The sequence below is a fragment of the Pseudomonas sp. IC_126 genome (assembly GCF_004331835.1).
Lineage (GTDB): Bacteria > Pseudomonadota > Gammaproteobacteria > Pseudomonadales > Pseudomonadaceae > Stutzerimonas.
The window spans coordinates 307,098-331,441 of sequence record NZ_SJSS01000005.1; the positions used below are offsets into that span (position 1 = coordinate 307,098).

General features: G+C 59.5%; 23 protein-coding genes. 17 read left to right on the forward strand and 6 right to left on the reverse strand.

Annotation, left to right across the window (positions count from 1 at the left end; genetic code table 11):
- Positions 1-112 precede the first annotated feature (112 nt).
- The 5 genes from guaB (at position 113) to E0D86_RS17015 (ending at position 5,702) form a co-directional block, all read left to right on the forward strand.
- The gene (gene guaB, locus E0D86_RS16995; RefSeq protein ID WP_131651222.1) at positions 113-1,582 is read left to right on the forward strand and encodes an IMP dehydrogenase; all 1,470 of its coding nucleotides are present in this window, start codon (positions 113-115) and stop codon (positions 1,580-1,582) included.
- Between the two features lie 117 nt (positions 1,583-1,699).
- Positions 1,700-3,280 carry a glutamine-hydrolyzing GMP synthase gene (guaA, locus tag E0D86_RS17000; protein ID WP_131651223.1) on the forward strand — a complete coding sequence of 527 codons (1,581 nt, stop codon included), beginning with the start codon at positions 1,700-1,702 and terminating at the stop codon, positions 3,278-3,280.
- A 300-nt stretch (positions 3,281-3,580) separates the two neighbouring features.
- Positions 3,581-4,837, forward strand: a complete 1,257-nt coding sequence (locus E0D86_RS17005; protein WP_131651224.1) for a tyrosine-type recombinase/integrase — start codon at positions 3,581-3,583, stop codon at positions 4,835-4,837.
- A 60-nt stretch (positions 4,838-4,897) separates the two neighbouring features.
- A complete protein-coding gene (locus E0D86_RS17010; RefSeq protein WP_131651225.1) occupies positions 4,898-5,173 on the forward strand; it encodes a hypothetical protein in 276 nt (91 codons plus the stop codon).
- A gap of 4 nt (positions 5,174-5,177) precedes the next feature.
- Positions 5,178-5,702: an AlpA family transcriptional regulator gene (locus E0D86_RS17015; RefSeq protein WP_131651226.1), complete on the forward strand. Its 525-nt coding sequence runs from the start codon at positions 5,178-5,180 to the stop codon at positions 5,700-5,702.
- A gap of 20 nt (positions 5,703-5,722) precedes the next feature.
- Here the strand turns inward: E0D86_RS17015 and E0D86_RS17020 are convergent, their stop codons facing one another.
- On the reverse strand, positions 5,723-6,070 hold the full coding sequence (locus E0D86_RS17020; RefSeq protein ID WP_131651227.1) for an AlpA family transcriptional regulator: 348 nt from the start codon (positions 6,068-6,070) through the stop codon (positions 5,723-5,725).
- Positions 6,071-6,372: 302 nt separating this feature from the next.
- Entirely contained in the window at positions 6,373-8,931 is a 2,559-nt protein-coding gene (locus E0D86_RS17025) for an AAA family ATPase (RefSeq protein WP_131651228.1), read from the reverse strand.
- Between the two features lie 623 nt (positions 8,932-9,554).
- Between E0D86_RS17025 and radC the strand changes: the two genes are divergently transcribed.
- Positions 9,555-10,064 carry a DNA repair protein RadC gene (gene radC / locus E0D86_RS17035; protein ID WP_131651230.1) on the forward strand — a complete coding sequence of 170 codons (510 nt, stop codon included), beginning with the start codon at positions 9,555-9,557 and terminating at the stop codon, positions 10,062-10,064.
- A gap of 67 nt (positions 10,065-10,131) precedes the next feature.
- On the opposite strand, the gene E0D86_RS17040 is transcribed toward radC, so the two are convergent.
- Positions 10,132-10,641, reverse strand: a complete 510-nt coding sequence (locus E0D86_RS17040; protein WP_131651231.1) for a ProQ/FINO family protein — start codon at positions 10,639-10,641, stop codon at positions 10,132-10,134.
- A gap of 295 nt (positions 10,642-10,936) precedes the next feature.
- Positions 10,937-11,740, reverse strand: a complete 804-nt coding sequence (locus E0D86_RS17045; RefSeq protein ID WP_131651232.1) for a hypothetical protein — start codon at positions 11,738-11,740, stop codon at positions 10,937-10,939.
- A gap of 587 nt (positions 11,741-12,327) precedes the next feature.
- Here E0D86_RS17045 and E0D86_RS17055 point away from each other — a divergent pair.
- Positions 12,328-13,158, forward strand: coding sequence for a DUF932 domain-containing protein (locus E0D86_RS17055; protein ID WP_131651233.1), 831 nt, complete (start codon positions 12,328-12,330; stop codon positions 13,156-13,158).
- Positions 13,159-13,674: 516 nt separating this feature from the next.
- Here E0D86_RS17055 and E0D86_RS17065 read toward each other — a convergent pair.
- Both E0D86_RS17065 and E0D86_RS17070 read right to left on the reverse strand, forming a co-directional pair.
- On the reverse strand, positions 13,675-13,953 hold the full coding sequence (locus tag E0D86_RS17065; RefSeq protein ID WP_131651234.1) for a hypothetical protein: 279 nt from the start codon (positions 13,951-13,953) through the stop codon (positions 13,675-13,677).
- Positions 13,954-14,365: 412 nt separating this feature from the next.
- Positions 14,366-15,646, reverse strand: a complete 1,281-nt coding sequence (locus tag E0D86_RS17070) for a hypothetical protein (protein ID WP_131651235.1) — start codon at positions 15,644-15,646, stop codon at positions 14,366-14,368.
- A gap of 573 nt (positions 15,647-16,219) precedes the next feature.
- On the opposite strand from E0D86_RS17070, the gene E0D86_RS17075 reads away from it, so the two are divergent.
- The 10 genes from E0D86_RS17075 (at position 16,220) to E0D86_RS17125 (ending at position 24,252) form a co-directional block, all read left to right on the forward strand.
- On the forward strand, positions 16,220-16,531 hold the full coding sequence (locus E0D86_RS17075) for a DUF736 domain-containing protein (protein ID WP_126190209.1): 312 nt from the start codon (positions 16,220-16,222) through the stop codon (positions 16,529-16,531).
- Positions 16,532-17,209: 678 nt separating this feature from the next.
- Complete coding sequence (locus E0D86_RS17080) at positions 17,210-18,028, forward strand: DNA -binding domain-containing protein (protein ID WP_131651236.1); 819 nt, start codon at positions 17,210-17,212, stop codon at positions 18,026-18,028.
- A gap of 61 nt (positions 18,029-18,089) precedes the next feature.
- Positions 18,090-18,383: an AlpA family transcriptional regulator gene (locus tag E0D86_RS17085; RefSeq protein ID WP_131651237.1), complete on the forward strand. Its 294-nt coding sequence runs from the start codon at positions 18,090-18,092 to the stop codon at positions 18,381-18,383.
- A gap of 11 nt (positions 18,384-18,394) precedes the next feature.
- Positions 18,395-19,228, forward strand: a complete 834-nt coding sequence (locus E0D86_RS17090) for a replication initiator protein A (protein ID WP_177493063.1) — start codon at positions 18,395-18,397, stop codon at positions 19,226-19,228.
- A 241-nt stretch (positions 19,229-19,469) separates the two neighbouring features.
- Positions 19,470-20,108 (forward strand): ParA family partition ATPase, encoded by a 639-nt coding sequence (parA, locus tag E0D86_RS17100; RefSeq protein ID WP_131651238.1) that lies wholly within the window; start codon positions 19,470-19,472, stop codon positions 20,106-20,108.
- Complete coding sequence (locus E0D86_RS17105) at positions 20,105-20,356, forward strand: chromosome partitioning protein ParB (RefSeq protein ID WP_126190214.1); 252 nt, start codon at positions 20,105-20,107, stop codon at positions 20,354-20,356. The genes parA and E0D86_RS17105 overlap by 4 nt, the downstream gene beginning before the upstream one ends.
- A complete protein-coding gene (locus E0D86_RS17110; protein ID WP_131651239.1) occupies positions 20,353-20,886 on the forward strand; it encodes a DUF2840 domain-containing protein in 534 nt (177 codons plus the stop codon). Before E0D86_RS17105 ends, E0D86_RS17110 begins: the two co-directional genes overlap by 4 nt.
- Positions 20,883-21,446, forward strand: a complete 564-nt coding sequence (locus E0D86_RS17115) for a S26 family signal peptidase (RefSeq protein ID WP_256681252.1) — start codon at positions 20,883-20,885, stop codon at positions 21,444-21,446. The genes E0D86_RS17110 and E0D86_RS17115 overlap by 4 nt, the downstream gene beginning before the upstream one ends.
- Positions 21,447-21,879: 433 nt before the next feature.
- Positions 21,880-23,859, forward strand: coding sequence for a relaxase/mobilization nuclease and DUF3363 domain-containing protein (locus tag E0D86_RS17120; RefSeq protein WP_131651241.1), 1,980 nt, complete (start codon positions 21,880-21,882; stop codon positions 23,857-23,859).
- Positions 23,860-23,991: 132 nt separating this feature from the next.
- A complete protein-coding gene (locus E0D86_RS17125) occupies positions 23,992-24,252 on the forward strand; it encodes an EexN family lipoprotein (RefSeq protein WP_131651242.1) in 261 nt (86 codons plus the stop codon).
- Positions 24,253-24,344: the final 92 nt, after the last annotated feature.

The window sequence follows — 24,344 nt, forward strand, 5'->3', positions numbered from 1 at the left end:
TGCCAATGCAGCGAAGCGGAGTGCGCACGGCGGACCTCACAACCGCATTGAGCGTGATGGTGTGCGTGGGTATAATGCCGCGCTTCCTTTTTCCCGCCTGGGAGCCCCCGCCATGCTGCGTATCAGCCAAGAAGCTCTGACGTTCGATGATGTTCTCCTGATCCCGGGATATTCCGAGGTTCTGCCGAAGGATGTCAGCCTCAAGACTCGCCTGACCCGCGAGATCGAGCTGAACATTCCCCTGGTTTCCGCAGCCATGGATACCGTCACCGAAGCCCGCCTGGCCATCGCCATGGCGCAGGAAGGTGGCATCGGCATCATCCACAAGAACATGAGCATCGAGCAGCAGGCTGCCGAAGTGCGCAAGGTCAAGCGTCACGAGACGGCCATCGTCCATGATCCGGCCACCGTCACGCCCGAGACCAAGATCAGCGAGCTGCTGCGCAAGGCGCGCGAGCTGGGCTTCTCCGGTTTTCCGGTGGTCTCCGGCAAGGAGCTGGTCGGCATCGTGACCGGCCGCGACCTGCGCTTCACGCCCAATACCGGCGACACCGTGGCGGCGATCATGACGCCCAAGGCGGACCTGATCACCGTCGAAGAAGGCACACCGCTGGAAGAAATCAAGGTCAAGCTCTACGAGCACCGCATCGAGAAGATGCTGGTGGTCGATGGCAACTTCCATCTGCGCGGCCTGGTGACCTTCCGCGATATCGAGAAGGCCAAGAGCTACCCGCTGGCCTCCAAGGACGAGCAGGGCCGCCTGCGTGTCGGCGCTGCCGTGGGGACTGGTGCGGATACTGCTGATCGTGTCGAGGCGCTGGCGGCTGCTGGCGTCGACGTGGTGGTGGTGGACACCGCCCACGGCCACTCCAAGGGCGTGATCGATCGCGTGCGGTGGGTGAAGCAGAACTTCCCACAGGTGCAGGTGATCGGCGGCAATATCGCCACTGCCGAAGCCGCGCTGGACCTGGTCAAGGCCGGTGCCGATGCGGTCAAGGTCGGCATTGGCCCGGGCTCGATCTGCACCACGCGCATCGTCGCCGGTGTCGGCGTGCCGCAGATTTCCGCCATCGCCAACGTTTCCGCCGCGCTGGAAGGCACCGGTGTGCCGATGATCGCCGACGGCGGCATCCGCTTTTCCGGTGACCTGTCCAAGGCTATCGTTGCTGGCGCCAACGCGGTGATGATGGGCTCGATGTTCGCCGGCACCGAAGAGGCTCCGGGCGAGATCGAACTGTTCCAGGGCCGTTCCTACAAGGCCTATCGCGGTATGGGCTCGCTGGGCGCCATGTCCCAGGCTCAGGGCTCTTCGGACCGCTACTTCCAGGACTCTTCCGCCGGTGCCGAGAAACTGGTACCCGAAGGCATCGAAGGCCGCGTGCCTTACAAAGGCTCACTGTCGGCGATCATCCATCAACTGATGGGCGGCCTGCGCGCCTCCATGGGCTATACCGGCAGCGCCACCGTCGACGAGATGCGTTCGCGGCCGCAGTTCGTGCGTATCACCGGTGCCGGTATGGCCGAGTCCCATGTGCATGACGTGCAGATCACGAAAGAGGCGCCCAACTACCGGGTCGGTTGATCCAGCCTCGATTAATAGGCGCTGGGAGCTGGAAGCTGGAAGCTTGAAGTCGCGACTTCGGGCCTCTGCTTCCAGCTTCTGGCTTTCAGCTTCAAGCTTTTTCCGAAGGAAAGCCCCATGTCTCATCCCGACATTCACGCCCACCGCATCCTGATCCTCGACTTCGGTTCCCAGTACACCCAACTGATCGCCCGCCGCGTGCGCGAGCTCGGGGTCTATTGCGAGCTGCATCCCTGGGACATGAGCGACGAGGACATCCGTGCCTTCGCCCCGCGCGGCATTATCCTCGCCGGCGGCCCCGAGTCGGTGCACGAGGAGGGCAGCCCACGCGCGCGGCAGGCGGTGTTCGATCTGGGCGTGCCGCTGTTCGGCATCTGCTATGGCATGCAGACCATGTCCGAGCAGTTGGGCGGCAAGGTGCAGGGTTCGGATGTGCGTGAATTCGGCTATGCGCGGGTCGACCTGGTCGGCAAGTCGAAGCTGTTCGACGGCATCGAGGACCACATGGACGACGACGGCGTGTTCGGCCTCGACGTCTGGATGAGCCACGGCGACAAGGTCACCGATATCCCGGAAGGCTTCCATATCATCGCTAGCACGCCGAGCTGCCCGATCGCCGCGATCGGTGACGAGGCCCGCCGCTACTACGGCGTGCAGTTCCACCCGGAAGTGACCCATACCAAGCAGGGCGGCCGCATCCTGTCGCGCTTCCTGCTGGAAATTTGCGGTTGCGAGGCGCTGTGGACGCCGTCGAACATCGTCGAAGACCTGGTCGAGCAGGTCCGCGCCCAAGTGGGCAGCGCCAACGTACTGCTGGGCCTGTCCGGCGGCGTCGATTCCTCGGTGGTCGCCGCACTGCTGCACAAGGCCATCGGCGACCAGCTGACCTGCGTCTTCGTCGACAACGGCCTGCTGCGCCTGCACGAAGGCGACCAGGTGATGGCCATGTTCGCCCAGAACATGGGCGTCAAGGTGATCCGCGCCGATGCCGAAGCGCAGTTCCTGGAGAACCTCGCTGGCGAAGCCGACCCGGAGAAGAAGCGCAAGATCATCGGTCGCACCTTCATCGACGTCTTCGATGCCCAGGCCAGCAAGCTCGACAACATCCAGTTCCTCGCTCAGGGCACGATCTACCCGGACGTGATCGAGTCGGCTGGCGCCAAGAGCGGCAAGGCCCACGTGATCAAATCGCACCACAACGTCGGCGGCCTGCCCGAGGAAATGAACCTCAAGCTGGTCGAGCCGCTGCGTGAACTGTTCAAGGATGAGGTGCGCAAGATCGGCCTCGAGCTCGGCCTGCCTTACGACATGGTCTACCGCCATCCCTTCCCGGGCCCGGGCCTGGGCGTGCGGATTCTCGGCGAGGTGAAGAAGGAATACGCCGACCTGCTGCGCCGCGCCGACCATATCTTTATCGAAGAGCTGCGCAACTTCGACTGGTACCACAAGACCAGCCAGGCCTTCGTGGTGTTCCAGCCGGTGAAATCGGTCGGTGTAGTCGGTGACGGCCGCCGCTACGCCTGGGTCGTCGCGCTGCGCGCGGTGGAAACCATCGATTTCATGACCGCCCGCTGGGCACACCTGCCCTACGAGCTGCTGGAGAAGGTCTCCAACCGCATCATCAACGAAATCGAAGGCATCTCCCGCGTAACCTACGACGTATCGAGCAAGCCGCCGGCGACGATTGAGTGGGAGTGATATCAGGTCCTTCGAGGACTATCGATACCTATCGATTAGTTGCTGTAACGTGTTGATTTAGAAGAAGATACGTCACGGCGTCTATCGGTGGCTATCGCCGAGTAGCAGAACGCTCTGGCGGTAAGGGTGACGGTAGGAACTGAAGGCCAGATTAAGACCCTCCCGTTTACTATCGAGACCAAACCGGTCTTTGACGGTAAATCTCCCATTGGGAAAGCTTCTTTCATGCGGCTTTCCCGGCATCAGCAGGTCTCCTGAGCTTGGACGGTAAAAGCCGTCCTGAACAGGAGGAAAACCTCAATGCTGACCGACACTGCACTGCGCAAACTAAAGCCCAAAGCCAAGCCCTACAAGGCTTCCGATCGAGACGGGATGTACGTAACGGTATCGCCCGGCGGTACCGTCACCTTTCGCTACGATTACCGTCTCAATGGACGCCGGGAAACGCTGACCATCGGACGGTATGGGCCAGCGGGGATTTCCTTGGCCATGGCGCGCGAAAAGCTGCTGGATGCCAAGCGAATGGTTGGCCAGGGCATATCTCCCTCCTTGGAAAAACAGCGAGCCAAGCGGCGACTGACCGCTGCCAAGTCGTTTGGCGACATGCTGAAGAGATGGCTGACTGATGCGCGTATGGCCGACAGCACGCGATCCATGCGTAAGAGCATCATTGATCGCGACATCCTGCCGGTCTTCGAGAACCGTCTCCTGACCGAAATCACTGCAGACGATCTCCGCATGCTCTGCGCCAAGGTGAAGGGGCGTGGTGCGCCGGCAACGGCCGTCCACATTCGCGACATCGTAAAGCAGGTCTTTGCTTTCGCAATCCTGCACGGCGAGAAGGTGGAGAATCCGGCCGACGATGTGAAGGCGGCATCGATCGCCACCTTCGTGCCGAAAGACCGAGCGCTGACCCCGACCGAGATTCGCCTGGCTTTTCACCAGTTGGAGTCTATAGCGGCGTACCCCACCATTCGATTGGCCTTGCGCCTGGTACTGCTGACCTTGGTGCGTAAAAGCGAGCTGATAGAAGCTACTTGGAATGAGGTGGATTTTGAGAACGCCACGTGGACGATCTCCAAGCAGCGTATGAAGGGACGCAATCCCCACGTGGTTCACCTGTCGCGCCAGGCTCTGGATATCTTCGTGGCACTGCATACGTGTGCTGCAGGATCGAGGTTTGTCCTGCCCTCTCGCTACGACATCCACCGTTGCATGTCGCACGCGACCTTGAACCGAATCACGCAACTGATCGCATCGCGGGCCAAGGAGGCGGGGTTGCCGCTGGAGCCGTTTACGGTGCACGACCTGCGCAGGACTGGCTCTACGCTACTCAACGAAGTGGGCTTCAACGGTGACTGGATTGAGAAGTGCCTGGCGCATGAGGACGGGCGTTCCTCGCGCTCCGTCTACAACAAGGCCGAATATGCGGAGCAGCGGCGCCACATGTTGCAAGAGTGGGCAGACATGGTTGATGCCTGGATCAATGGTCGGACTCACCTTCCGAAGCTGTTGCCGGACAATGTGTCCGTGCCGGTATTGAGTGCAGCCGTATAAAGGAATGGACAGGTTGTCAGTTGACAACCTGTCGAATCATACGAATACTGGAGACCATCCATGGCCCGTCCTTCACATCCGAAGAAAGAGATCGAAGAAGCGCTTAAACATGCCGAAGGGCAGGGGTGGCGCATCGAGGTTGGCGGCAGTCACGCCTGGGGACGGATCTACTGTCCCTATAACGACGAGGAATGTCGCTGCGGCGAGTTCTGCATCACCAGCGTGTGGAGTACGCCGAAGAACCCCAGCAACCATGCGCGCGCCTTACGCCGCGTGGTGGACAACTGCACCACGCATCGTACGCAGCAGGATACTGCCAACGGTGCAGAGGAGTAGCACGATGGAATACACCTTCACCCTGAAATACCAACTCGCTGAGGACGAACGTACCCCGGATATTCTGGTCGAGCGCCTTGGTGAAGCGGGCTGCGACGATGCTCTGGTCGGCATCGGCCAGCCGGGTCGGCTGGCTCTGGAGTTCACTCGAGAGGCGGAGAATGCGGATGCGGCTGTGCGCAGTGCACTGGCCGATGTGCGCCATGCGGTGCCCTCGGCCAGGCTGATAGAGGTCGCTCCGGATCTGGTCGGCCTCACTGACGTGGCTGAAATGGTTGGTGTATCGCGACAGAACATGCGCAAGCTGATGCTGGCCAATCCGGGCAGCTTCCCGGCACCGGTGCACGAGGGCAGTGCGTCGATCTGGCACCTGGCGGACGTGCTGGCCTGGCTGCAGGCGAAGGGTAGCTATTCGCTGGCGAGGGATGTTCTGGAGGTGGCTCAAGTGGCCTTGCAGGTCAATCTGGCGAAGGAAACTCGGCGCCTACCTCGCTCGACTTCTAAAGAGCTGGAAGCTCTAGTTGGCTGAGGCCTGCATCGGCCGCATACCTAATCTGAGGTCGACCGAGCCGGACGGGTTTTCCGTAGGCGGACATCCGGGCCGCTGATGTCTTTACGAGGCGCCTGCTTGCGCTCCTCGATCCACGCCTCCACCTCAGCTAAGTCCCATACGACGCAACGCGGTGTCAGGTTAAAGCGTCTAGGGAACTCGCCACGACGCTCCATCTCGTAGATGGTCGTTTCGGACAGAGGGATGATCTGTCTTAGCTCTTGTCGCCGGATGGTGCGCCGAAACGGTAGGGGGCTTTGCTTCGGAAACTGTGGTAGCACGTCGTAGCCGTCTGTCTCTGGAATGGGCAGTGGCTCGCTGTTTTTAGAAATCAGTAAGCTGGGCATAGGCGATTGTGGCTCCACGTTGACTAAGGGAGTCTGCGGAATAGCGGCATGGTGCGGTTCGGTACCTATCGAGACAACCTGTTGCAGCGTAGAGGAGCGAAACCTAGATCCATCTGCAATGCCCTTGTAGTCGCGGGATTCAGTTGATGCCCGCGAGCGAAGGACAACACCACCACGAAGGCTTACGGACAATTGCAGCCGGTCACGACTGGCAGCTACCGGCCAAAAGCGGACGCTCAGACTAGGGAAAACCAACTCCTACATTCGGTAACGCTCAAGATATACATCGCAACTATTTACTTTCATTTCGGCTTCCTCGCCAGTAAGGCGGCCTTCATGGCAATCAGATCGTCATACCAAGATTTAAATTGGTCTCGCGACTTTCCTGAATAAAAATTGCGAATATCATCATGCTCAGTGGGACTGAGGTTTGAATAAAGATCTCTGAGTTTGTCAGCCTCTTGAGGCAGAAGAGGGACAAGCTTTGTAAATTGATGGAAGGTCGAAATATTCAGACCCTTGTGCTTGTATTGATGGCGCTGTTCGTTAAATACATAGCCATTAGTGATGCGCTCAATCAGCCTGCGAAGGAGGCCGGAAAGTTGTTCTTTCTCGGCGCTGGAGGGCTCATCGGGTGAGCTAGTGTACGCCTCTATCTGTGTGCACAATTCATCCCATTTCTCGACGTACTCAGACACTGTTGAACAGTCTTCAAGCACCTGCACTGACAAGCAATGATCCAAGCCTGAGCGGTTAAACGTTGACTGAAGATTGGCGAAAAAATCCCAGTTATGGGTAAGGATGATAAGTTGGGCGCTGGGGTTGTCCCTTACATAGTCTCTCAGTCTTTCACAGAAGTTCGATACGTAGTTGTAGTCAAAGCTAGTAACAGGATCATCCAGAACTAGCACTTGATGTGCCGTGGTCGATGCCTCGCACATAAATACTGCAAGTGCGTGCACCTTCTGTTCACCTTCGCTGAGTACCCGATGTACTGGGCTGTCACCAACCTTAGGTGTAACGATGGCCTCCGCCCCCTGGGTGGCGAGTTTGACTCCCATCTGCTCTAAAGATGAGCCGCTCAGCCTTTTATATTCGTTATCAAGGTGAGGGATAAACGAATTCAAAACCAACTCGGTGTGGGCTTCCTTCATCCTTGCAGTCACCGCAGCCTGGCGGGAAGTGAAGTTGAAGCCGTTTACAATTTCTGCTGCCTCCTCGAAGCTAATAGCTGCATTGCATAGCTCGACGGCATCCTCCTTAATGCTAAAGGCGGCCTCATAGACGATGTCTAAGTTTATCGCATTTTGCAGCCTCTTAATTTCGGCTTCTGTTTTATCAAGGTCGGCGGAGGCTAGCGAGAGAGCTGAAGTAATTTGCGTATGGCGCTCGGAGATTTTGTCGATATAGTTATCGATTTGCAGGTATTGCGAGTAATTGTCGATCATTTCATCGGTTATGGTTTTCTCACGAATCGCACGGTCAACGCGATCTAAAGTGGCATTCAAGCCTAGCATGAACTCGGGCGAAAAGTGAGATGTATAAATCAGAGTATCTGGTTTTTGAAGATTGTAGACCACAGCATACGCTTCATTTAATCTATCTTGGCGCGCTTTGAGTTGGTCGATTTCCGCATGCAGAGTAGATATAAGGAACTCATGATAGCTTTTGAAGAGCATGCTGCGTGTCTGCGAAACCTCCTGAAGGCAGAGCGGGCATGACTGCGCCGTTAACAACGGGGTCGAGTTATTTGCTGCAAAAATTAACTTCTGGTGCAGTTGAGGGTCAGTTCCTTCAGGAAAAGCAGCGCGGCCTAGCTCTATGCTTGCGGCCTGCTTTTGATGAAGTGTGTTCGTGATCAGAACTACTTCGGCAGGGGAATATTTTTCGCAAGTTGACTTAAATAAACGCAGGGTGGACTCTAACTGAGATAACAGTGATTGTTCTGCTTGAAGCGATTTTTTCCCTTCTTGGCTCGTAGCGGCAGTAAGTTGCTGGAGTCGCTGCTGTTGCTGGGCTCTAGTTTCTTTTGTAGCTGGGTCGTAGGCGGGTATGCTTGATATCCACCTCAACATGGGGCTCGTATTGGTCGCCTCCCAGCTGGCAAACTCGCCAGTGGCAATGTCGATAGAAGTAATGACCCTGTTTTTAAGAGCAGTGATCGCCAGATTTGTGCTATTTCGTGTTGAGTTGATTTTTGTCAGGCAAAACTGTTGAAATTGCTTGATGTAACTCTTTGCGTACTCGAAGCACTCCAGCCGGAATACAGAGATCTCAACGACAGCCTCGGGGTTTAACGAGCCTGTCGCGTGTTTAATGGCAATGGTTGAGTCAAAATACTTTAGTGCTTGTGCTTGCACGCCGTAGCCATCTAGCTCACTCCAGTTCTGCATACTCGGTGAGTCTTTGAATTTATATCCAAACGAGGCCAGTACCTTCGTTTTGCTTCTGGCGTTGGTAAGGAGTTCTTTTGGCTTTTCGGGATTAGATAGCACTTTCAGTGCCTGGCAGAGGCTGGACTTCCCCGCGCCATTTTTACCGAAAATCAAAGTTACTTTCTTAGGCAAGTCGAGCGTAAGAGATGGACTCAGGCGCTTGAAGTCTCGGAATGCGGTTAGCTGCTCTAGGTGGTAAGTCTGCGAGGCGGCCTTGGCAGGTAAAGCTAGCTGAGGAGGTCTGGCAGCCACAGGGCTGAACGCTTCGGTTCCGATAAAGTAGTTCCAGAGCTTTTCGAGATCCGAGTCAGCGAGTGGCTCCCCATTAGACTGTATTGCGTGGTCACAGATGGCGTGGAACCACACCTCATTGACGGTATCGCGATAGGCGAGGAGATACCCGGTAGCATCGTTGTGCGTTGCCATTGCGTGCGTCCCTGTACGTTAGTGCTCATCGGAGTTTTTACGGTAGAGCAGCCTAGTTTATGCCCGCTGAACACGGACGGTGGTCAAAGCACCTCTAATCCATTTCTGCGGCATAGCGACAGTATGCACTTAGCCGAGCCAGCTCTGCCTAAATGTGGAAATGATCATCAAGCGCTCCTCCACATTATCTGCCTTGGGTCGGAAGCACATGCCTAGTCGGAGGCTGCTTCTGGCCGAAAGCTGCTAAATGATCTTCTGCCGTCCGACCTCACGTTTTCGCTCTGTTGTCTGAGGGATTCCCATTTTGAGGCATCCGGCGATCCGCCGTCGGGCTCGCGGGCTGCGCCCCTCGCCTCGTGCCGAGTCGCGGTCATCCGGCTTTGATCCCAGATGTCTTCGGCCCTTTGAGGGCCTGCGCGCTCCGCTTGCCTCGATCCGTGGCATGGGTGGAGTGGGGGGCGGTCTTACTGTTCCCTTTACCGTATCACGGCGTTCTCGCCGTCAAGGGCGGCGCGTGCTTTGCACGCTGGCGTCCTGGCGGCCGTCGGTGACCCCTGACAGCTGCGCTGCGCCGTGCTGGCGCCGGTTCCGGGCAATTCCGCCCGAGCAACCGGAGCACGACCATGTCGCAACTTTCCTTTTCCTCGTTCGATGCCATGCTGCTGGTGCGTGATGCACAGGGGCGCTACCTGCCGGCATCTGTAGACCAGATCCTGAGCGTGGCGCGTCAGGCGATTGATCAGAAGTACCAGCGCGGGGTGCTGTTTGACGCACCGGATGTGGTCAAAGATTACCTGAGTACCAAGCTGGTCGGTTTCGAGCACGAGGTGTTCGCGGCGCTGTTCCTGGACAGCAAACATCGGTTGCTTGAGTACGTGGAGTTGTTCAGGGGTACGATCGACCAGGCTTCAGTGTATCCGCGCGAAGTGGTGAAGGAGGCGTTACGGATTAACGCTGCGGCGGTGATCTTCTCGCATAACCATCCGAGCGGAAATCCAGAGCCAAGCCAGGCGGACAAGGTGCTGACCCAGCGCCTCAAGGAGGCGCTGGCGCTGGTGGAGGTACGCACGCTGGATCACATCATCGTGGGCGGCGAGGCAACGGTTTCGTTCGCAGAGCAGGGCTTGCTCTAGCCGCAGGGGGCTTCGGCCCCCTTTTTTGCTGCGCCGTCGAATGCGGGCGGCATGGAGTCACTTGTTTTTAATCCGCTACCCGTTCCACAGCAGAATCGGCGGCCTTATCCGGCATACGCTCTTTTGGCTTTTTTTGACTACGTCGTGCTTGGCCGCGCTGCCGCTTAGCTTGCTGCTTCGCGTGCAGCGCCTGGTTCGCCGTCACCACGCCAACCGCCTGACCATTCAGGTCCATGCGTGGCGCATTCTCCGTCATGCATGCCCAGTAGCGACTTCCTCGGCACCAGATAGCGACGCCTTGCTTGAGCTGTTCCTTGGTTATTCCGAGCAGATCCAGGTGTTGCTCAGCATCTTGGAGAATCCCTTCCTTTAGCGGTACCTTGGGGGCCGGACTGACCGGGAAAGCCAATGGAAAACGCTTCTGCAACCGCCAGATTGCTTCCACCGCAGGATCTTGCTCGCGAGGCTCTGTCTTCCGAGAAGGCTTCCGCATACGCTGCTGCTTACCATCAGTCTTTTCCTGCACCTTTTCAGCTCGTAGGCGGTCTCGTAGCTCTGCTAGTTGTTCAAAACCCATCGTTCAGTTCGCAGCTTCATCGTTGATTCGTGGCGATAGGGTATCCCATGCAAACGTTTTACACAGCCTGCTTAAGAGTGCGTGAGCGCGGCATCTGACCCGCCTGACTACTGATCGTTGTGGCTGCCACAACCGGCGGTGCCTGGGCGGATATATGTATTGCCTGCATCGCTGGTACGACTCTAGACGTTGTTGATTGCGTCCGTGAGAACGTTTGGGGTAACTGCGTGCCCGTAATGCCTCTTCCTGCTTCGCAGGGGGCTTCGGCCATCTTTGTGCTGCGCCACGGCACACATCACTTGTCGCGGAGGCGTTGGCGAAGTCGTTTTACGTAGGTGCTGTCCGCAAGGTCATCCGGCCCCAAGTCCAACGCGCAATTCGCCAACGAGGCGAGCGCGCCATCGCTGAGCCGAAAATCTTCGGGCAGAGGTCCGCCGCTCTGTGTGCTGTTTTCCTCAATGGCAGCAAACAATGCCTTGAAGAAGTCGGTTCGCGAAGGCCGCGTTCCTGTAGACGCGGCGCGGGTCAGCGGATCGGTCGCCTCCAGAGTGGCGCTATTTGCGTCCGCTGCGAGGGCTCGGACAAGCTGATCCGGCGAGGGCCAGTATTTCAGGTCGAACTGGCCGCAGAGGGCGTCCAGGCGGTCTTTCACATAGGCATTGAACAGTGAGTGGTTCCCGGCCGCCGCCTCGATCACATCGCAAACGTGATAGTGGGTGCGGCTGCTGAAACCGGATGTTTCATGCAGCCAGGTACGCTGCTCCAGCAGCTGCGCTAACTCCGCGGCCTTTCGCCCAATTTGACGGTTGGTCTCGATGAGTTCGTCTCGCCGGTCGCGGGACTTGGCGATCTTTTCCGGGCTCCAAAAGGCTGCGGTACTCAGCAAAAGGCCCAGCAATACCCTGAGGTCCGGCGGACGCGAGTGCAGCTTCTCGTACAGCTCGCCGTAGGCTGATTTCAGTTCGAGGCCGCGAGTGAGCAGTCGATCGATAATGGCGTTCTCGCTACGCAGAACGCTGCGCTCGGTGTTGTAGCGCTTTTCGCCGATCAGGATGTTTTCGCAGGCTTGCTGCGGGGTCATGGTCTGCGCTGTAGGCATGTGTCATCCCTTATGTTGAAGTCGCTTCAGCCTATTTGACCTTGTTGGGTGTGTCGGTACCCCAAACCACATTGCTTGACCGGCTCTCAGGTACTTCAGCTGTTTGGGCACCCCCGCCTATGGCCGGGCGCGCTGTCGTGCTGTGCATCGAGCCTCGCTGCGCAAGTCTCGCCCTTTGGGCTTCCATCGTTCCCTCGCTGTGCTCGGCTGATGCCTTCGACCCGGCTGCTCCGGGCCTGCGCGCTGCGCTTGCGTGGGGCCGCCGCCCATGCTGCGGCCATTGCCTGTCAATCCGTCTTTCCCTGACTTCATCACCTTGTCGCGACTGTAGCGCGCGGCCTCGCGCCTTCAAGGCGCGCCGGGCCGTGTCCTCGGCTGCGCCTGCGGGCCGCACCATCCCGGCGCTTGCTTCCTTGATGGCACCTGTCCGCGCGCTCCTGACCGTCGCGGGCGATGAACTCAGGAAAGACGGTGGCAACGAGGCCAGCCCAGGTGTTCGTGCCGACCCCACCGGAGGAGCCGAAAGCGGGCTCCGAATCTAGGAATCCGGTGGGGGTTGAACGGCAAACCTTGTCAGGAGAACGACCATGCAACTTGCTTCCAACTTCTCGTACCGCTCCCCGGTGCTGCGCTCGGAATCCCCCTTGTCGGATGAGCAGATTCGCGCCGTGGCGCCGTCCATCTTCGCCGATGCACCGCACGAAAGCCGCTCCGAGCGCTACAGCTACATTCCCACCGCGACTGTGCTGCGGGATCTGCGCGGCGAGGGCTTCGAGCCCTTCATGGTGTGTCAGACCCGGGTGCGCCGGGACGACCGGCGCGACTTCACCAAGCACATGATCCGCCTGCGTCATGCCAGCCAGATTGATGCCCGAGGCGAGGCCAATGAAATCATCCTGCTGAATTCGCACGACGGCACCAGCAGCTACCAGATGCTGGCCGGCATGTTCCGTTTCGTCTGCCAGAACGGCCTAGTCTGCGGCGACACCGTAGCGGACGCGCGCGTGCCGCATAAAGGCGACGTGGCCGCCCAGGTGATAGAGGGCGCTTACCAAGTACTGCACGGTTTCGAGCAGGCGCAGGTGTCGCGCGAGGCCATGCGCGCTGTCACCCTGGATGGCGGCGAGGCCGAAGTCTTCGCCCGTGCCGCGCTGGCTCTCAAGTATGGCGATCACGCCAAGCCGGCGCCGATCACCGAACGGCAGGTGCTGGCCCCGCGCCGTCTCGACGACAACCGAGCCGACCTCTGGAGCGTGTTCAACCGAACCCAGGAAAACCTCATTCGTGGCGGTCTGGTCGGGCGCAGCAATAGCGGACGCCGTCAGCGTACCCGCCCCGTGCAGGGCATCGACCAGGACCTACGCCTGAACCGTGCCCTGTGGCTTCTGGCCGATGGCCTGCGCCAGTTGAAAGCCTGAAGCCCACCCGGAGGGGCCGTCGGGCGGTCGGCCCCTCATATATTTCGAACGTTGTCGTAACCGTGCGTGGTGTTCCGCCACGGAGAGTTGAATCGAGACCTCGGATCAGCCGACTGCTACCGAAGACGCTATTGGTCCAAGTTTTGAGCGATGTGCCCGACGAGCTTCAGGGGCTCGCGACTGTTCATCACGGTAAACATGAGGTCGCGTTTGCTGCGGGGGAGAGCTTGGGAGCAACGCTTGGCAGTGGCCTTTACTGCCGCATTCGTGCCGTGGAGCTTGGCGGTAAGAAGAAGTGCGATCGTCGCATCAGTCAGGGTCACAAATATCTCGCTTGAGCTGCGAAGTAACGCGGCCGTATTTTACATCTAGCCACATCCATGGAGGAAGGAAGAACTCGAGCGGTCCGTGAACAGCAAACATAACTGCCAACATTAGGCGTGTTGGAAGTCCAGCCAACGAGCCGCAACGAAACGCTAGCTGGCAGGCCGCTGTTACAGCGGCCTGCCAACTAACTCAGCTTAAAGCCACCCCAGATACGGCTCGCCGATACAGCACCACCATCTCATCGAGCAGCGATTCGGCGGCATACAGCGTCATCTTTAGCCGCAGGTCCTGGGGATAAAACCCATCAGGTCCGCCTATCTGCTGCAGTAAATCCTTGACCATATAGGCCCGCAGCTCGGCTTCAGACAACACAGGCTGTCGTGCAGAGGCGCACGCAGCGGATGAAAGCGGCGACGGCGCTCGTGGGCGGTGAGGGAAGGGTAGAAGTCTGGATTCAAGATCAGCCATTGCCCACCTCCCAGTAGGTGACACAACACTGGACTGCTGAATCGAGGTGGAGCGCGGGGATAAAAAGGACGTATCGCATGTTGCTGGTGCTCCTTGGACAGTTAAGGAGCCGCCATCCAGCCTTCTCACGAGCAAGGGTGGCGGACCGTGCAAGGGTGAGAACCGGCGTCCAAGGGAACCGGCCAGGCCGAAACCTGCCTCACACGGCCCGCCATAGCGTCGCTACAGCACAGTGCAAACACTGGCTGTGCGCTACGGCGCAACCGCGCCTTGGACAAACACGCCGGGTTCTCACGCCCGGTCGCGGGATTTACCGCGACCGGGCCAGTCTAGCGCGAGGGTTGAGGGAGGGCAAACATGCTGGGGCGTACTCGCGATTGAGGCATATTGAAGACAGTTCTGTCGCTTTTAATTAACGCGGTTGCCATTTAGTCACGAGTGTTTCTGCCATTTCCGGATCCACTAAATGTGATGAATGGGCTATAGCCCGAATGATGCTTCGCATTTCGCCAGGTGTAATACAGTCAAAAGGAGAGTTGACCTCTACGCCGTAATCTATCTGCAGTTCACGCTTCAGAGCCGTCACTACATTGAAGCATCCTATGCAGATTTGCCCAGTAGATTTCCAGGCCGGGCTGTATCGAGTCGGTCCGTGGGTATGGAAGCTAACTTTTCCTTTTTTATAATTGACGATCTGATACTTGGAGCGCTCACATATAGGGCATTTCCATTGGTCCGGAAGTGCAGCCCACATACGAGCGCATCCCGGCAGTGATTGTATGATTGCTAAGAAATTAGGAGGTGGTATGTCTCCGATGCTCTGTTCTCCTGAGCGCCATCTACTGTAGTTAGATTTGTGTTTAAAGGTGCTTCTTGCCATCTCATGAACTAGCGCTTCGCCATTAACTAGCTCTAGTCCGTTGAATCTGCTAAATCCGTTAGATAAGGTAGGTACCGGGGTCGTTTCCCCTTGATATCTCTCGAACCAATAATCATGTAGCACTGCGGCTTTTGCTACTTCGTATACTAAGTTCATTCGTGCAACGTAAGCAGGGCGAGCGAGATTCCAAATTTCTAGAACTTTTACTTTGTCTATAATGTGCGGGGCATGGTTGCGGGCGATAATGAACTGGCTAATCTGCCCAATGGAGAAAGAATGCCAATCAACTTTTCGGCCTGTATCCGAAATGACCTTCTTTGCAGCAGCATCTGCGTTGTTGCAGTCTTCGCAGATCAAAACGGATGGGTAGGCCGAAAACGCTGGTGCCATTCGCTCAATTAGCGCTAACCCGGTACTAGTAGGTTTATCGGTACCGCTCTCGATGAAAACCTTTCTGAATGCGGCTTTTAGTGCATCAGACATATGGTCGTGATGCTCTACGAGTTTCGCAAGGATTTGTCCTTTGCCGCCCAATCTAGAAATTTGAAACTTCCCTCGTGCGCAGCAGGGGCACGTCCAATACTGTGCTGTTTCGATCCAATTGCCGTTCATCTCAAAGAGACTAACTCCATGATGCGCTTTGATTTTTTGTGAAAGCGGTGATATTACGCCATCAAGTGAAATTATTGAGCCGTCAGCGATCCCTTCAATAGCTAACCTTAAAGCTGTCTCTTTTCTCTCCTGAATGTCATCCCTGCTGATTTCGTACTGCTTGGCCCAAATTGCCAAGGCATGTTTAGGGTTATTATTCATTAAATTCACACCATGGGCGCTTTATACGGGTCCAGGTTCGATTCCTGCTTCCAGCTGTTCCTATAATCAGCCATTAATCTGCATCCTTTGTTTCGAAGACGGGGCGTCGCATTATTCATCGAAAAAACCAAGAAGGAGGGGTGGCCTCGTCTTGCCCGCCAGCCAACATGGGCATCACGCCTCAAGCAAGTTCCTGCAGTGCGCAAAGGCGCTCTCGCTTGTCGTCTGCGATGCAGGCCTTTTTTGCCCGCTTCAGGGAGCAAACCGGTGAAGCGTCCTGCTGTAGGTCCGAGTTGGCCGCACTCCTTTCGGGAAAGTTCGCCCCGCTGCGTCCTTGGCTTGTCGTGAATCCTGACGGTGGTACGGCTGTGCCTCGGGCTTCATGGCAGCAACCGTTCGGCGCAAACAATTTCCCCTCCGCTGTGCGGATTCCTCACCCACAAATTCTGTGCGCCTCTCGGTCCTCCACGTTGTTGCGGCCGCTGTGCGGTGCGGCCAGCCCGACCTCCGTCTGCCGGTTCACAACAAGGACGCGATGGGCGCGACCTTGGTACCCCGAAAGGAGAAATCACCATGGCCAACATCGGCACTTTCACCGCACAGAACGACGGCTTCACCGGCACTGTTCGCACCCTGACGCTCAACGTCAAGGTCAAGTTCGTTCCCAACGACAGGAGCAGCGAAAACGCCCCCGACTATCGCATCCAGACGGCCGGTGGCTACGACATCGGCGCGGCATGGGAGAAAGTCAGCCAGGCCGATCGGGCATACCTGTCCGTGACCCTGGATGATCCTTCGTTTCCGGCAACGATCTACGCCCGTCTGATAGAAGACGAGAACGGTACGCACAACTTGATCTGGTCGCGCAGCAAGTCGGTAGCCTGACCACCTCATCGCCCCGCCCGTTGTGGCGGGGCACTGTTACGGAACTACAGCCGAACGTGCCGGCGTCGTGAACAATGCTATCCAGCGCGCAATCCGTCCCAGAGCTCGGCCACGCTGGCGAACTCGATTCTGGCCGCTTCTTAGCTGGCTCTTCTCAGGCCTGGCTCGATCGGTCGCGCCTGAATGGAGAAAAATCGTTTTATTGCAATGATGTTTCCATGCTTTTTCAGAAAGTATTGGTGGCCGTTTCGGGCAGAAACGTCAAAGCGCTTTTTACATCTTTACAGAAACATGCAAAGCCGGGTTTCCGCTTTTGCTCTTTTACGGTTTCGTCCGTAGGCGGGTTCGTTCATTTGGAGCGATGCACAAACCCGTATCGGCAGCTCGGCGGTTTCGTGCACAAACCCATCCCTGCAAAAGCGTATTTGTGACTAACCGTAAGCGGTCAGACCGGCAGTGTCTGAATCGGTGTTTCTGTCTTCTACGGACGTAAGCCTGACCTATCGGGTCATTGTTTAACCCCCGAACGATGCAGGATGGCTCAGCACTGCACGTCCTTGTTTCGTGTCGCGAACAGATGGTTCGGCTGGCGCTCCGGCGTTATTGGTCTTCGCATAGCGGCCGTCGTTTTTCCGTTGCGAGCCAGGGGCGGCTATCTCGAAGCAGGGAGGTTGGCCGATGGCTCATCGCAACGCCGAGCAGAGGTGTCCCACCGCGGCCTATCTCTACCTTCTGCACCTTGATGAGCATGCTCTTGCCTGGGAGTACCTGCGCAGAAACCCGGAGTACCGGCGTGACTGGCAAGACTGCGTGCGCCGGGCTGCGGCCGCGCACCGCTGGGGTTTGCGCGTGCTGGAAGATCCGGGGTTGGACGCCCGCGACGCGCATCCGCTCTGGCTTGTGGAGCATCCAGGGCTGGTCCAGCTCCACCCCGACGTTTATTCCACGCCCGACGCGGCAGCATTGGATTTCTGGAACATTCCGGGCCGCAAGGGCCTAGTCCATGACGGTCGGTGTCTACGCGTGGCCACCAGTATTTCCGGCTGCCGGATCAGGCTGGCAATGGCGCCTGGCCTGAAAGATGGCGACGCGTTCGTTGTCGCCATGCGCACAGGCCGCCGACCGGGGTCTCGTGCGTGCGTCATGACTGAAGCGCTGAACCAACTGGCCGCCGGCTCCCATACCACGCCACTGGCACAGAGCTTTTCTAGGCCGAGCGCCACCGCCTTGCTTGAACTGCACACTTTGCAGGCGTTGGATGCCAGCCTGGCGGGTGCCTCTCTACGCGAGGTCGCCTTGTGCCTCTTCGGTTCTGCGGCGGTAACACAGGGCTGGCATGCCGACGCTAGTCTGCGCTCGAAGGTCCGCCGCCTGGTCCGCCGAGGCCGAAGGTTAATGCTCGATGACTATCGGCGTCTGGCACGGCTCGACCTGCAGGGTAGGGCCGTTCCGAACCATCACCAAAACGACCCTGAACAGGGGAGCCCAGCTGTCTGAGACTGGCTCCATCCGGCTGCACTAATGCGGCTGGCTATCCTGAATGCTGGAGGTTTACCTTATGCGACCTGCTCCTGTGCAGCCTGCTGCTGCGCCCGGCACATCGATGCAACTTGCTGCTGTCCAGCCGCAGCGCTACCTCACGAACGAAGAGGCGGCCACCTACCTTCGCCTGTCGCCACGTACGCTGGAAAAGCAACGTGTGATCGGCGGTGGCCCGCGCTTTCGCAAGTTCGGTCGCCGCGTCATGTATGCCATTGCCGACCTCGATGCCTGGGCTGACCAGCACAGTTTCGAGGCCACCTCCGATCCCGAGTACGCCGAGCAGCACTCGGCTGACAGCCGTGCGCGTTGATTGGCGGCCGTATGGCCAGCTCGGAGCACGAGCGTGCCCAGCTCGACCTGTTCCGCGCGCTGCCAGGCGACATGGCGCCGCGCGACAGCCAGGACTTGATGGCACATCCGTTCTTCTCGCTATCCAAGTCGCGGCGTACGACGCCAATCGACTTCCGCACGGCTGGCGTCACGGTGCGCGTGGAGGGCACTCAGGAATATGGCATTGCGACAATCTGGGATGCCGACATCCTGATCTGGGCGGCCAGCCAGATCGTGGCGGCTCGCGATGCCGGCATCGCTCCGTCACGGCTGATGCGCGCGACGCCCTACGAGATCTTGCGCTTCATCGGGCGCGGTGTGTCGCTGCGCGACTATCAGCGCTTAAAGGCGGCTTTGGATCGCCTGCAGTCGACCACGGTGGCCACGTCTATTCGCGAGACAACCGGGCGGCGGCTGCATCGCTTCTCGTGGATCAACGAGTGGAAGGAATTGGCCGACGCTCGCGGTGCGCCGTTGGGCATAGAGATGATCCTGCCGGACTGGTTCTTCGCGGGTGTGTTGGATGCAGCGCTGGTGTTGACCATCGATCCCGCCTACTTCCGGCTCACCGGAGGGATCGAACGTTGGCTATATCGCTTGGTTCGCAAGCATGGTGGGAAGCAGCCGGACGGCTGGCAATTCGATTTCAGGCATCTGCATCGCAAGTCAGGCAGTACCGCGAGGCCCTACGACTTCGCCTGCGATTTGCGTGCGCTGGTGGCGCGGCAGTCATTGCCGGGCTATGTGCTGGGCATCGAGCGGATCCCGGAGAGCGGAACGGAACTGCTTACGTTCCGGCCCGTGCCGTCTACGGCACGGGGATAGTCGCGGTACAACCTGTGGACGGACTCGTGCTATCAGGCGTGTCGGGTATCGTGCTATCGGGCGTGTCCCTATCGTGCTATCAGGCGTGTCAAATCCGCTGTAGGCCAGGGCTGGCGAGGTCTCCAGCGTCCCTTAACTTCTCTAACTTAAAAGCTCTAACTTTTTGTAAAGGGCTGCCGTTTCGGTGGACAAGCGTAAGACGGCACGGGCTGATCCGTTCCAGGGAGAGGAGGGGCCGACCATGATCGTTGCCCTGCTCAATCAGAAAGGAGGGGTGGGCAAGACCACCCTAGCGACACATATCGCAGGCGAGCTCGCATTGCGCGGTCAGCATGTCGTTCTTCTCGACGCCGACCCGCAGGGTTCAGCGCTGGATTGGGCGCAACGGCGCGCGCAACAGGGCCTGCCCAGGCTGTTCAGTGCCGTGGGACTAGCCCGTGAAACACTGCACCAGGAAGCGCCTGAGCTGGCCCGCCGCGCTGATCACGTCGTAATTGATGGACCACCCCGGATCGCGGCGCTTGCACGCTCTGCTCTGCTGGCCGCTGACCGCGTCATCATCCCTGTACAACCCAGCCCGTATGACCTGTGGGCCAGCGACGAAATGGTCGCACTGATCCGCGAGGCGCAGCTTTTTCGCCCTGAGCTGGCGGCAGCGTTTGTCATCAACCGGCGCATCAGCACCACCATCATCGGCCGTGAAGCGCGTCAGGCGCTGGCGGAGCAGCCTATACCGGCGCTACGTGCTGAGGTTCGCCAGCGCATTGTCTTCGCCGACAGTGTGGCGTCGGGCCGTCTTGCCTGCGAGACGGCACCCGACAGCGCCGCCGCGCGCGAAATCACTGCCCTGGTGGACGAGCTGCTGGGGTGGTCGGCATGACCCGAGTTGGCGACAAACGCACGCCCATCGGCGTGCGTCCTCACGCGGACCCGCATGCCGAAGCCTGGGTTCGTCAGAGGGACGCCAACGTCGTGCACAGGCGCGACCTCTACAGCGCGCGCCTGACCCTCGACATCACCCCGGCGTTGCGCGCCCGGATCAAGGTATCGGCATTCACCCAAGACATGACGGTGGCCGAGTTGCTGCGGGGGCTCTTGGAGCGCGAATTTCCGGAGAAAACAGGATGACTGTACAGACAATTACTGCCACGCCGGCGACGAACTCCGTTTTCGCCATGTGTTGCGGGCAGAGCGACGCGGCGCCGCTGACACGCGTGTCCCTCGTCCACGCGCCGCAGCACATCCAGGCCTACCTGCGCTTCGGTGATCCGGTGCGTATTACCCGCCTGGACCCTATGCGGCGTATAGCCGTGTTTCTGCCCGGCGCCATCTTCTGCCGCGTTCGCTGGCAAGCCAACGAGTACGGCACGGTCAGCTGGCAACTGACGGTGATGCAGGGATGCACGCAACGGGACGCGGTGCAGCGTATTGCCGGCGTGGTGCCAGGGGCTCGGTTGCTGCTGCACGCCATCGGCAAGCCGGCAGTGCGCACGGTACTGCCGCTGATTGATGCCATCGAGGCGCAGGGCATCGATCCGACGACGGTGTCACCAGCGTATTGGCGCATGCTGAACAACCGACTCGCCGCACGCCTGGCCATTCCCGTCTACAGCGCTGAGCGCCATGGTGCCTGGCTGGCGAGGAGGGGACTGCAGTGATAAGCAATGCCACTGCACATCTGTCTCGCCGAGGCCGTGGTCGCCTCGTAATCGCAGCGCTTAGCGCCTGTGGGCTAGCGGCACTGGCGTGGTCGGCCTTCATGCGCCCCGATGCCCGGTTCGTCTACAACGCTTCGGACAGCGTGCCGGTTGGCTGGTATCGAATCGATCCAGCAGGACGGCAGGCTAACGCGTGGCCTGTTGGCCGCATCGTGCTGATTCGCCTCCCGGACGCCGCCGCCACGCTTGCAGCGCAGCGCGGCTACCTGCCGACAGACGTCCCTTTGCTCAAGCGCGTGGCCGCAGTGGCAGGACAGCACGTGTGCATCGCTGACCGCACCGTGCACATCGACAACGCTGCCGTGGCTGTAGCGCTGCATACAGACAGGGTGGGTCGGCGCCTGCAGGCTTGGTCGGGATGCCGGCGGCTTCGACCCGGTGAGCTGTTTCTGCTGAGTCCGACCAACCCGGCGTCGTTCGATAGTCGCTATTTCGGACCCGTTGATACCTCCGCCGTGCTCGGTATTGCGCATTCGCTTGGGCTGGGGTCGGAACAATGAAGCGTGCCGACTCGCTATTCCCTGTCGCCTCAAGTCGTGTGCAGGACTTGCGCCTGCCTTCGTATCGTCGTGCGAGCACGGACGTGTTCGCATCGCGCTACGGATTGCAACCGGCGCAGCCAACCTGCGTGCAGCTGTCTTGCCTTGAGCATAAGCAGCTAGCGGCCGTTGCGATGTCCGTCGGCGACCTCGCCGCGAGCAACACAGTTGCGACAGACCACCGACGCCTGGAGCATATGCGGCTGGCAAAGGCGGAAGGCAAGACAAAAGGGGGCGGCACCCGGACGGTCGCAACGCCAGTCTGCACGTGGGGGAGGTGCGGCACGCGGCTGCGTCTTCGCCGTGCCGTATATGGCGTGCAAGGCGCACTAATGCTGGCCTTTCTGCGTGCCTCACACGCCGGGCTTCGCCTCTGCTTGCTGAGGTCACCGTCATGACCGACCGCCGCGATGATGACTTTCGCCTTCGCCCTGGTGCGCCGAAGAGTCGCGATAAGGGCTTCGTTTCCAAGGTGCTCAAGCAGGTTGGCAAGGCTGGCGGAAAGTCGGCTGTACGCCGTCCGGCTTTGGCCAGTGGCAAGGGCCGGTACGCTGGTCAGCGGCCCGGCTCGCGGCTGGGGCGAGGGCACACGGCAGCGCGCTTCGCAGGCGCCTCGCTCACACCGTTCTCACGCCGGGTGACCATCAAGACCCTGCTGGTCAACCAGCGCCAGGCTAGCCCGCAATCATTGGCCAAGCACCTGGGTTATATCGAGCGTGATGGCGCGGGCCGCGACGGCGAAGCAGGCCGAGCCTACGGACCACAGACGGATGAGGTTGATTTGGGCGCGTTCCGGGAGCGCTGTGCTGATGATCGCCATCACTTTCGCTTCATTGTCGCACCGGAGGACGGGGCTGAACTTGACGACTTGCGCACCTACACCCGACAGCTGATGGGACGTATGGAGGCTGACCTGGGTACGCGGTTGGACTGGGTGGCGGTAGACCACTGGAACACCGACAACCCGCATACACACCTCGTCGTTCGAGGACGCGATGACACCGGCAAGGACCTCATCATTGCCAGCGACTACATCGCCCACGGCTTCCGCCGTCGGGCCGCCGAACTGGCCACCGAATGGCTCGGCCCCCGCACCGAGTTGGAACTTCAGCAATCCTTGCAACGTGAGGTGAACCAGGAGCGTTGGACGAGCCTGGATCGCACGTTGTGCCTGGAAGCCGGGCCTGAGCGGACGCTGCGAATCGAACGCTTTAACCAGCCGCCGCTGCAACGCCAGCGCCTGGCGCTGATTGGCCGTCTCCAGCGACTACAGCAAATGGGACTGGCTGAAGAGGTCCGGCCCGGGACATGGTCCATTCAGGCCGACGCGCAGACAACCTTGCGCACCCTGGGTGAGCGAGGCGACATCATTCGCACCCTGCAGCGTGCCATGAGCGGACGGTCGCGCGAGTTGGCCGTGTTCGCGCCAAAAGAGGACGGGGTTGCAGTCACAGGGCGGGTGGTCGCCAAAGGCTTATCCGATGAGCTCGGTGACCGAGGTTATCTGGTCGTCGATGGTCTGGATGGCAAAGCGCACTACGTCTCCCTCAGTGCGAGCGACGAACTGGCCAACTACCCGACCGGCTCGGTGGTGAGCGTACGCGGCTCGGCCAAGATACGGGAGACGGACCGTACCATCGCCGCACTCGCGGGCGATGGTCTGTACCGTTGCGACCATCATCTGGCGATCACCAAGGGCCAGGCGAACGGTAACCGTGACCCACAGGAACTCGTCGCAGCCCATGTGCGGCGACTCGAAGCGCTGCGTCGGGCGGGCATCGTTGAACGTTTGGCGGACGGACTGTGGAAAGTGCCGGCCGATCTACCCGAGCGCGGCCGCCAGTACGACGCCAAGCGCTTGGGTGGGGTGGTCATCCAGTTGAAATCCCATCTGCCGATTGAACGGCAAGCTCGCGTGATCGGTGCCACCTGGCTCGATCAGCAACTGATCGGCGGCGAGCGAGGGCTGGGTGACCTCGGCTTTGCCGATGAGGTGAAGCAGGCCTTGCACCAACGCGCCGATTTCCTCGTGGAGCAGGGGCTGGCCGAGCGTCAGGCTCAGCGCGTGGTTCTGTCGCGCAATCTCTTGGCGACGCTACGTAACCGGGAGCTCACCCGGGTAGCTGAGCAGGTCGCCACGGAAACTGGATTGACGTACCGGCCGCTGAAAGAAGGCCAGCGCGTGGCCGGCCTCTATCGCCGTAGCGTCATGCTCGCCAGTGGCCGTTACGCCCTGTTGGAGGATGCCAAGGCGTTCAGCTTGGTGCCGTGGAAACCTGTCATTGAGCCGCGCCTGGGTCAGCAGCTTGCCGCGACGGCACGGGGTAATTCGGTTTCTTGGGAGCTTGGAAGGTCCCGCGGTGTTGGGATTTGAAGGCCTCGTCACGCTGTTCTGTCTGTCGGCTGCTCTCGGGCGACCTCCGCAACCGTCTATCTGGTCGCCTACGCACGCAGGCTAGCGGGCCTGCCCCTTTCGATTTTCAACCGCAACCCTGAGGAACGAGCCATGAGAACCCTGACACCGATACTCTGTGCACTGGCACTCACCGCCTGCGGCGAAACCGGGAAACCTGAGGTGCCGCTGCCGACAGTTGACGAGCTGGCCGCCGACCCTGCGCGGCTGGAAGAGCTGCGCCCGCAATGCAAGCTGGACCGCGCCAAGCTCGGTGATGCCTTGTGCAATCGAGTGGCCGAAGCAACGCGCCGGCGCTTCATCGGGGACGGAAGGGTGCCTTATACGCCGTCGAAAGAGGTGCCCAAATTCTAGGCGTTACCCCTCCGCAAAATCTCCAACGGTCCCACCGATACGCCGCAACGCGTTCACGCTTGCGGCGTTTCGTTGCCACTAGCCCAAGCCTT

Bases quoted from the DNA above. Each gene is read 5' to 3' on its own strand.
- guaB (WP_131651222.1), top strand. From the start codon at position 113: ATGCTGCGTATCAGCCAAGAAGCTCTGACGTTCGATGATGTTCTCCTG.
- guaA (WP_131651223.1), top strand. From the start codon at position 1,700: ATGTCTCATCCCGACATTCACGCCCACCGCATCCTGATCCTCGACTTC.
- E0D86_RS17005 (WP_131651224.1), top strand. From the start codon at position 3,581: ATGCTGACCGACACTGCACTGCGCAAACTAAAGCCCAAAGCCAAGCCC.
- E0D86_RS17010 (WP_131651225.1), top strand. From the start codon at position 4,898: ATGGCCCGTCCTTCACATCCGAAGAAAGAGATCGAAGAAGCGCTTAAA.
- E0D86_RS17015 (WP_131651226.1), top strand. From the start codon at position 5,178: ATGGAATACACCTTCACCCTGAAATACCAACTCGCTGAGGACGAACGT.
- E0D86_RS17020 (WP_131651227.1), bottom strand. From the start codon at position 6,070: ATGCCCAGCTTACTGATTTCTAAAAACAGCGAGCCACTGCCCATTCCA.
- E0D86_RS17025 (WP_131651228.1), bottom strand. From the start codon at position 8,931: ATGGCAACGCACAACGATGCTACCGGGTATCTCCTCGCCTATCGCGAT.
- radC (WP_131651230.1), top strand. From the start codon at position 9,555: ATGTCGCAACTTTCCTTTTCCTCGTTCGATGCCATGCTGCTGGTGCGT.
- E0D86_RS17040 (WP_131651231.1), bottom strand. From the start codon at position 10,641: ATGGGTTTTGAACAACTAGCAGAGCTACGAGACCGCCTACGAGCTGAA.
- E0D86_RS17045 (WP_131651232.1), bottom strand. From the start codon at position 11,740: ATGCCTACAGCGCAGACCATGACCCCGCAGCAAGCCTGCGAAAACATC.
- E0D86_RS17055 (WP_131651233.1), top strand. From the start codon at position 12,328: ATGCAACTTGCTTCCAACTTCTCGTACCGCTCCCCGGTGCTGCGCTCG.
- E0D86_RS17065 (WP_131651234.1), bottom strand. From the start codon at position 13,953: ATGGCTGATCTTGAATCCAGACTTCTACCCTTCCCTCACCGCCCACGA.
- E0D86_RS17070 (WP_131651235.1), bottom strand. From the start codon at position 15,646: ATGAATAATAACCCTAAACATGCCTTGGCAATTTGGGCCAAGCAGTAC.
- E0D86_RS17075 (WP_126190209.1), top strand. From the start codon at position 16,220: ATGGCCAACATCGGCACTTTCACCGCACAGAACGACGGCTTCACCGGC.
- E0D86_RS17080 (WP_131651236.1), top strand. From the start codon at position 17,210: ATGGCTCATCGCAACGCCGAGCAGAGGTGTCCCACCGCGGCCTATCTC.
- E0D86_RS17085 (WP_131651237.1), top strand. From the start codon at position 18,090: ATGCGACCTGCTCCTGTGCAGCCTGCTGCTGCGCCCGGCACATCGATG.
- E0D86_RS17090 (WP_177493063.1), top strand. From the start codon at position 18,395: ATGGCCAGCTCGGAGCACGAGCGTGCCCAGCTCGACCTGTTCCGCGCG.
- parA (WP_131651238.1), top strand. From the start codon at position 19,470: ATGATCGTTGCCCTGCTCAATCAGAAAGGAGGGGTGGGCAAGACCACC.
- E0D86_RS17105 (WP_126190214.1), top strand. From the start codon at position 20,105: ATGACCCGAGTTGGCGACAAACGCACGCCCATCGGCGTGCGTCCTCAC.
- E0D86_RS17110 (WP_131651239.1), top strand. From the start codon at position 20,353: ATGACTGTACAGACAATTACTGCCACGCCGGCGACGAACTCCGTTTTC.
- E0D86_RS17120 (WP_131651241.1), top strand. From the start codon at position 21,880: ATGACCGACCGCCGCGATGATGACTTTCGCCTTCGCCCTGGTGCGCCG.
- E0D86_RS17125 (WP_131651242.1), top strand. From the start codon at position 23,992: ATGAGAACCCTGACACCGATACTCTGTGCACTGGCACTCACCGCCTGC.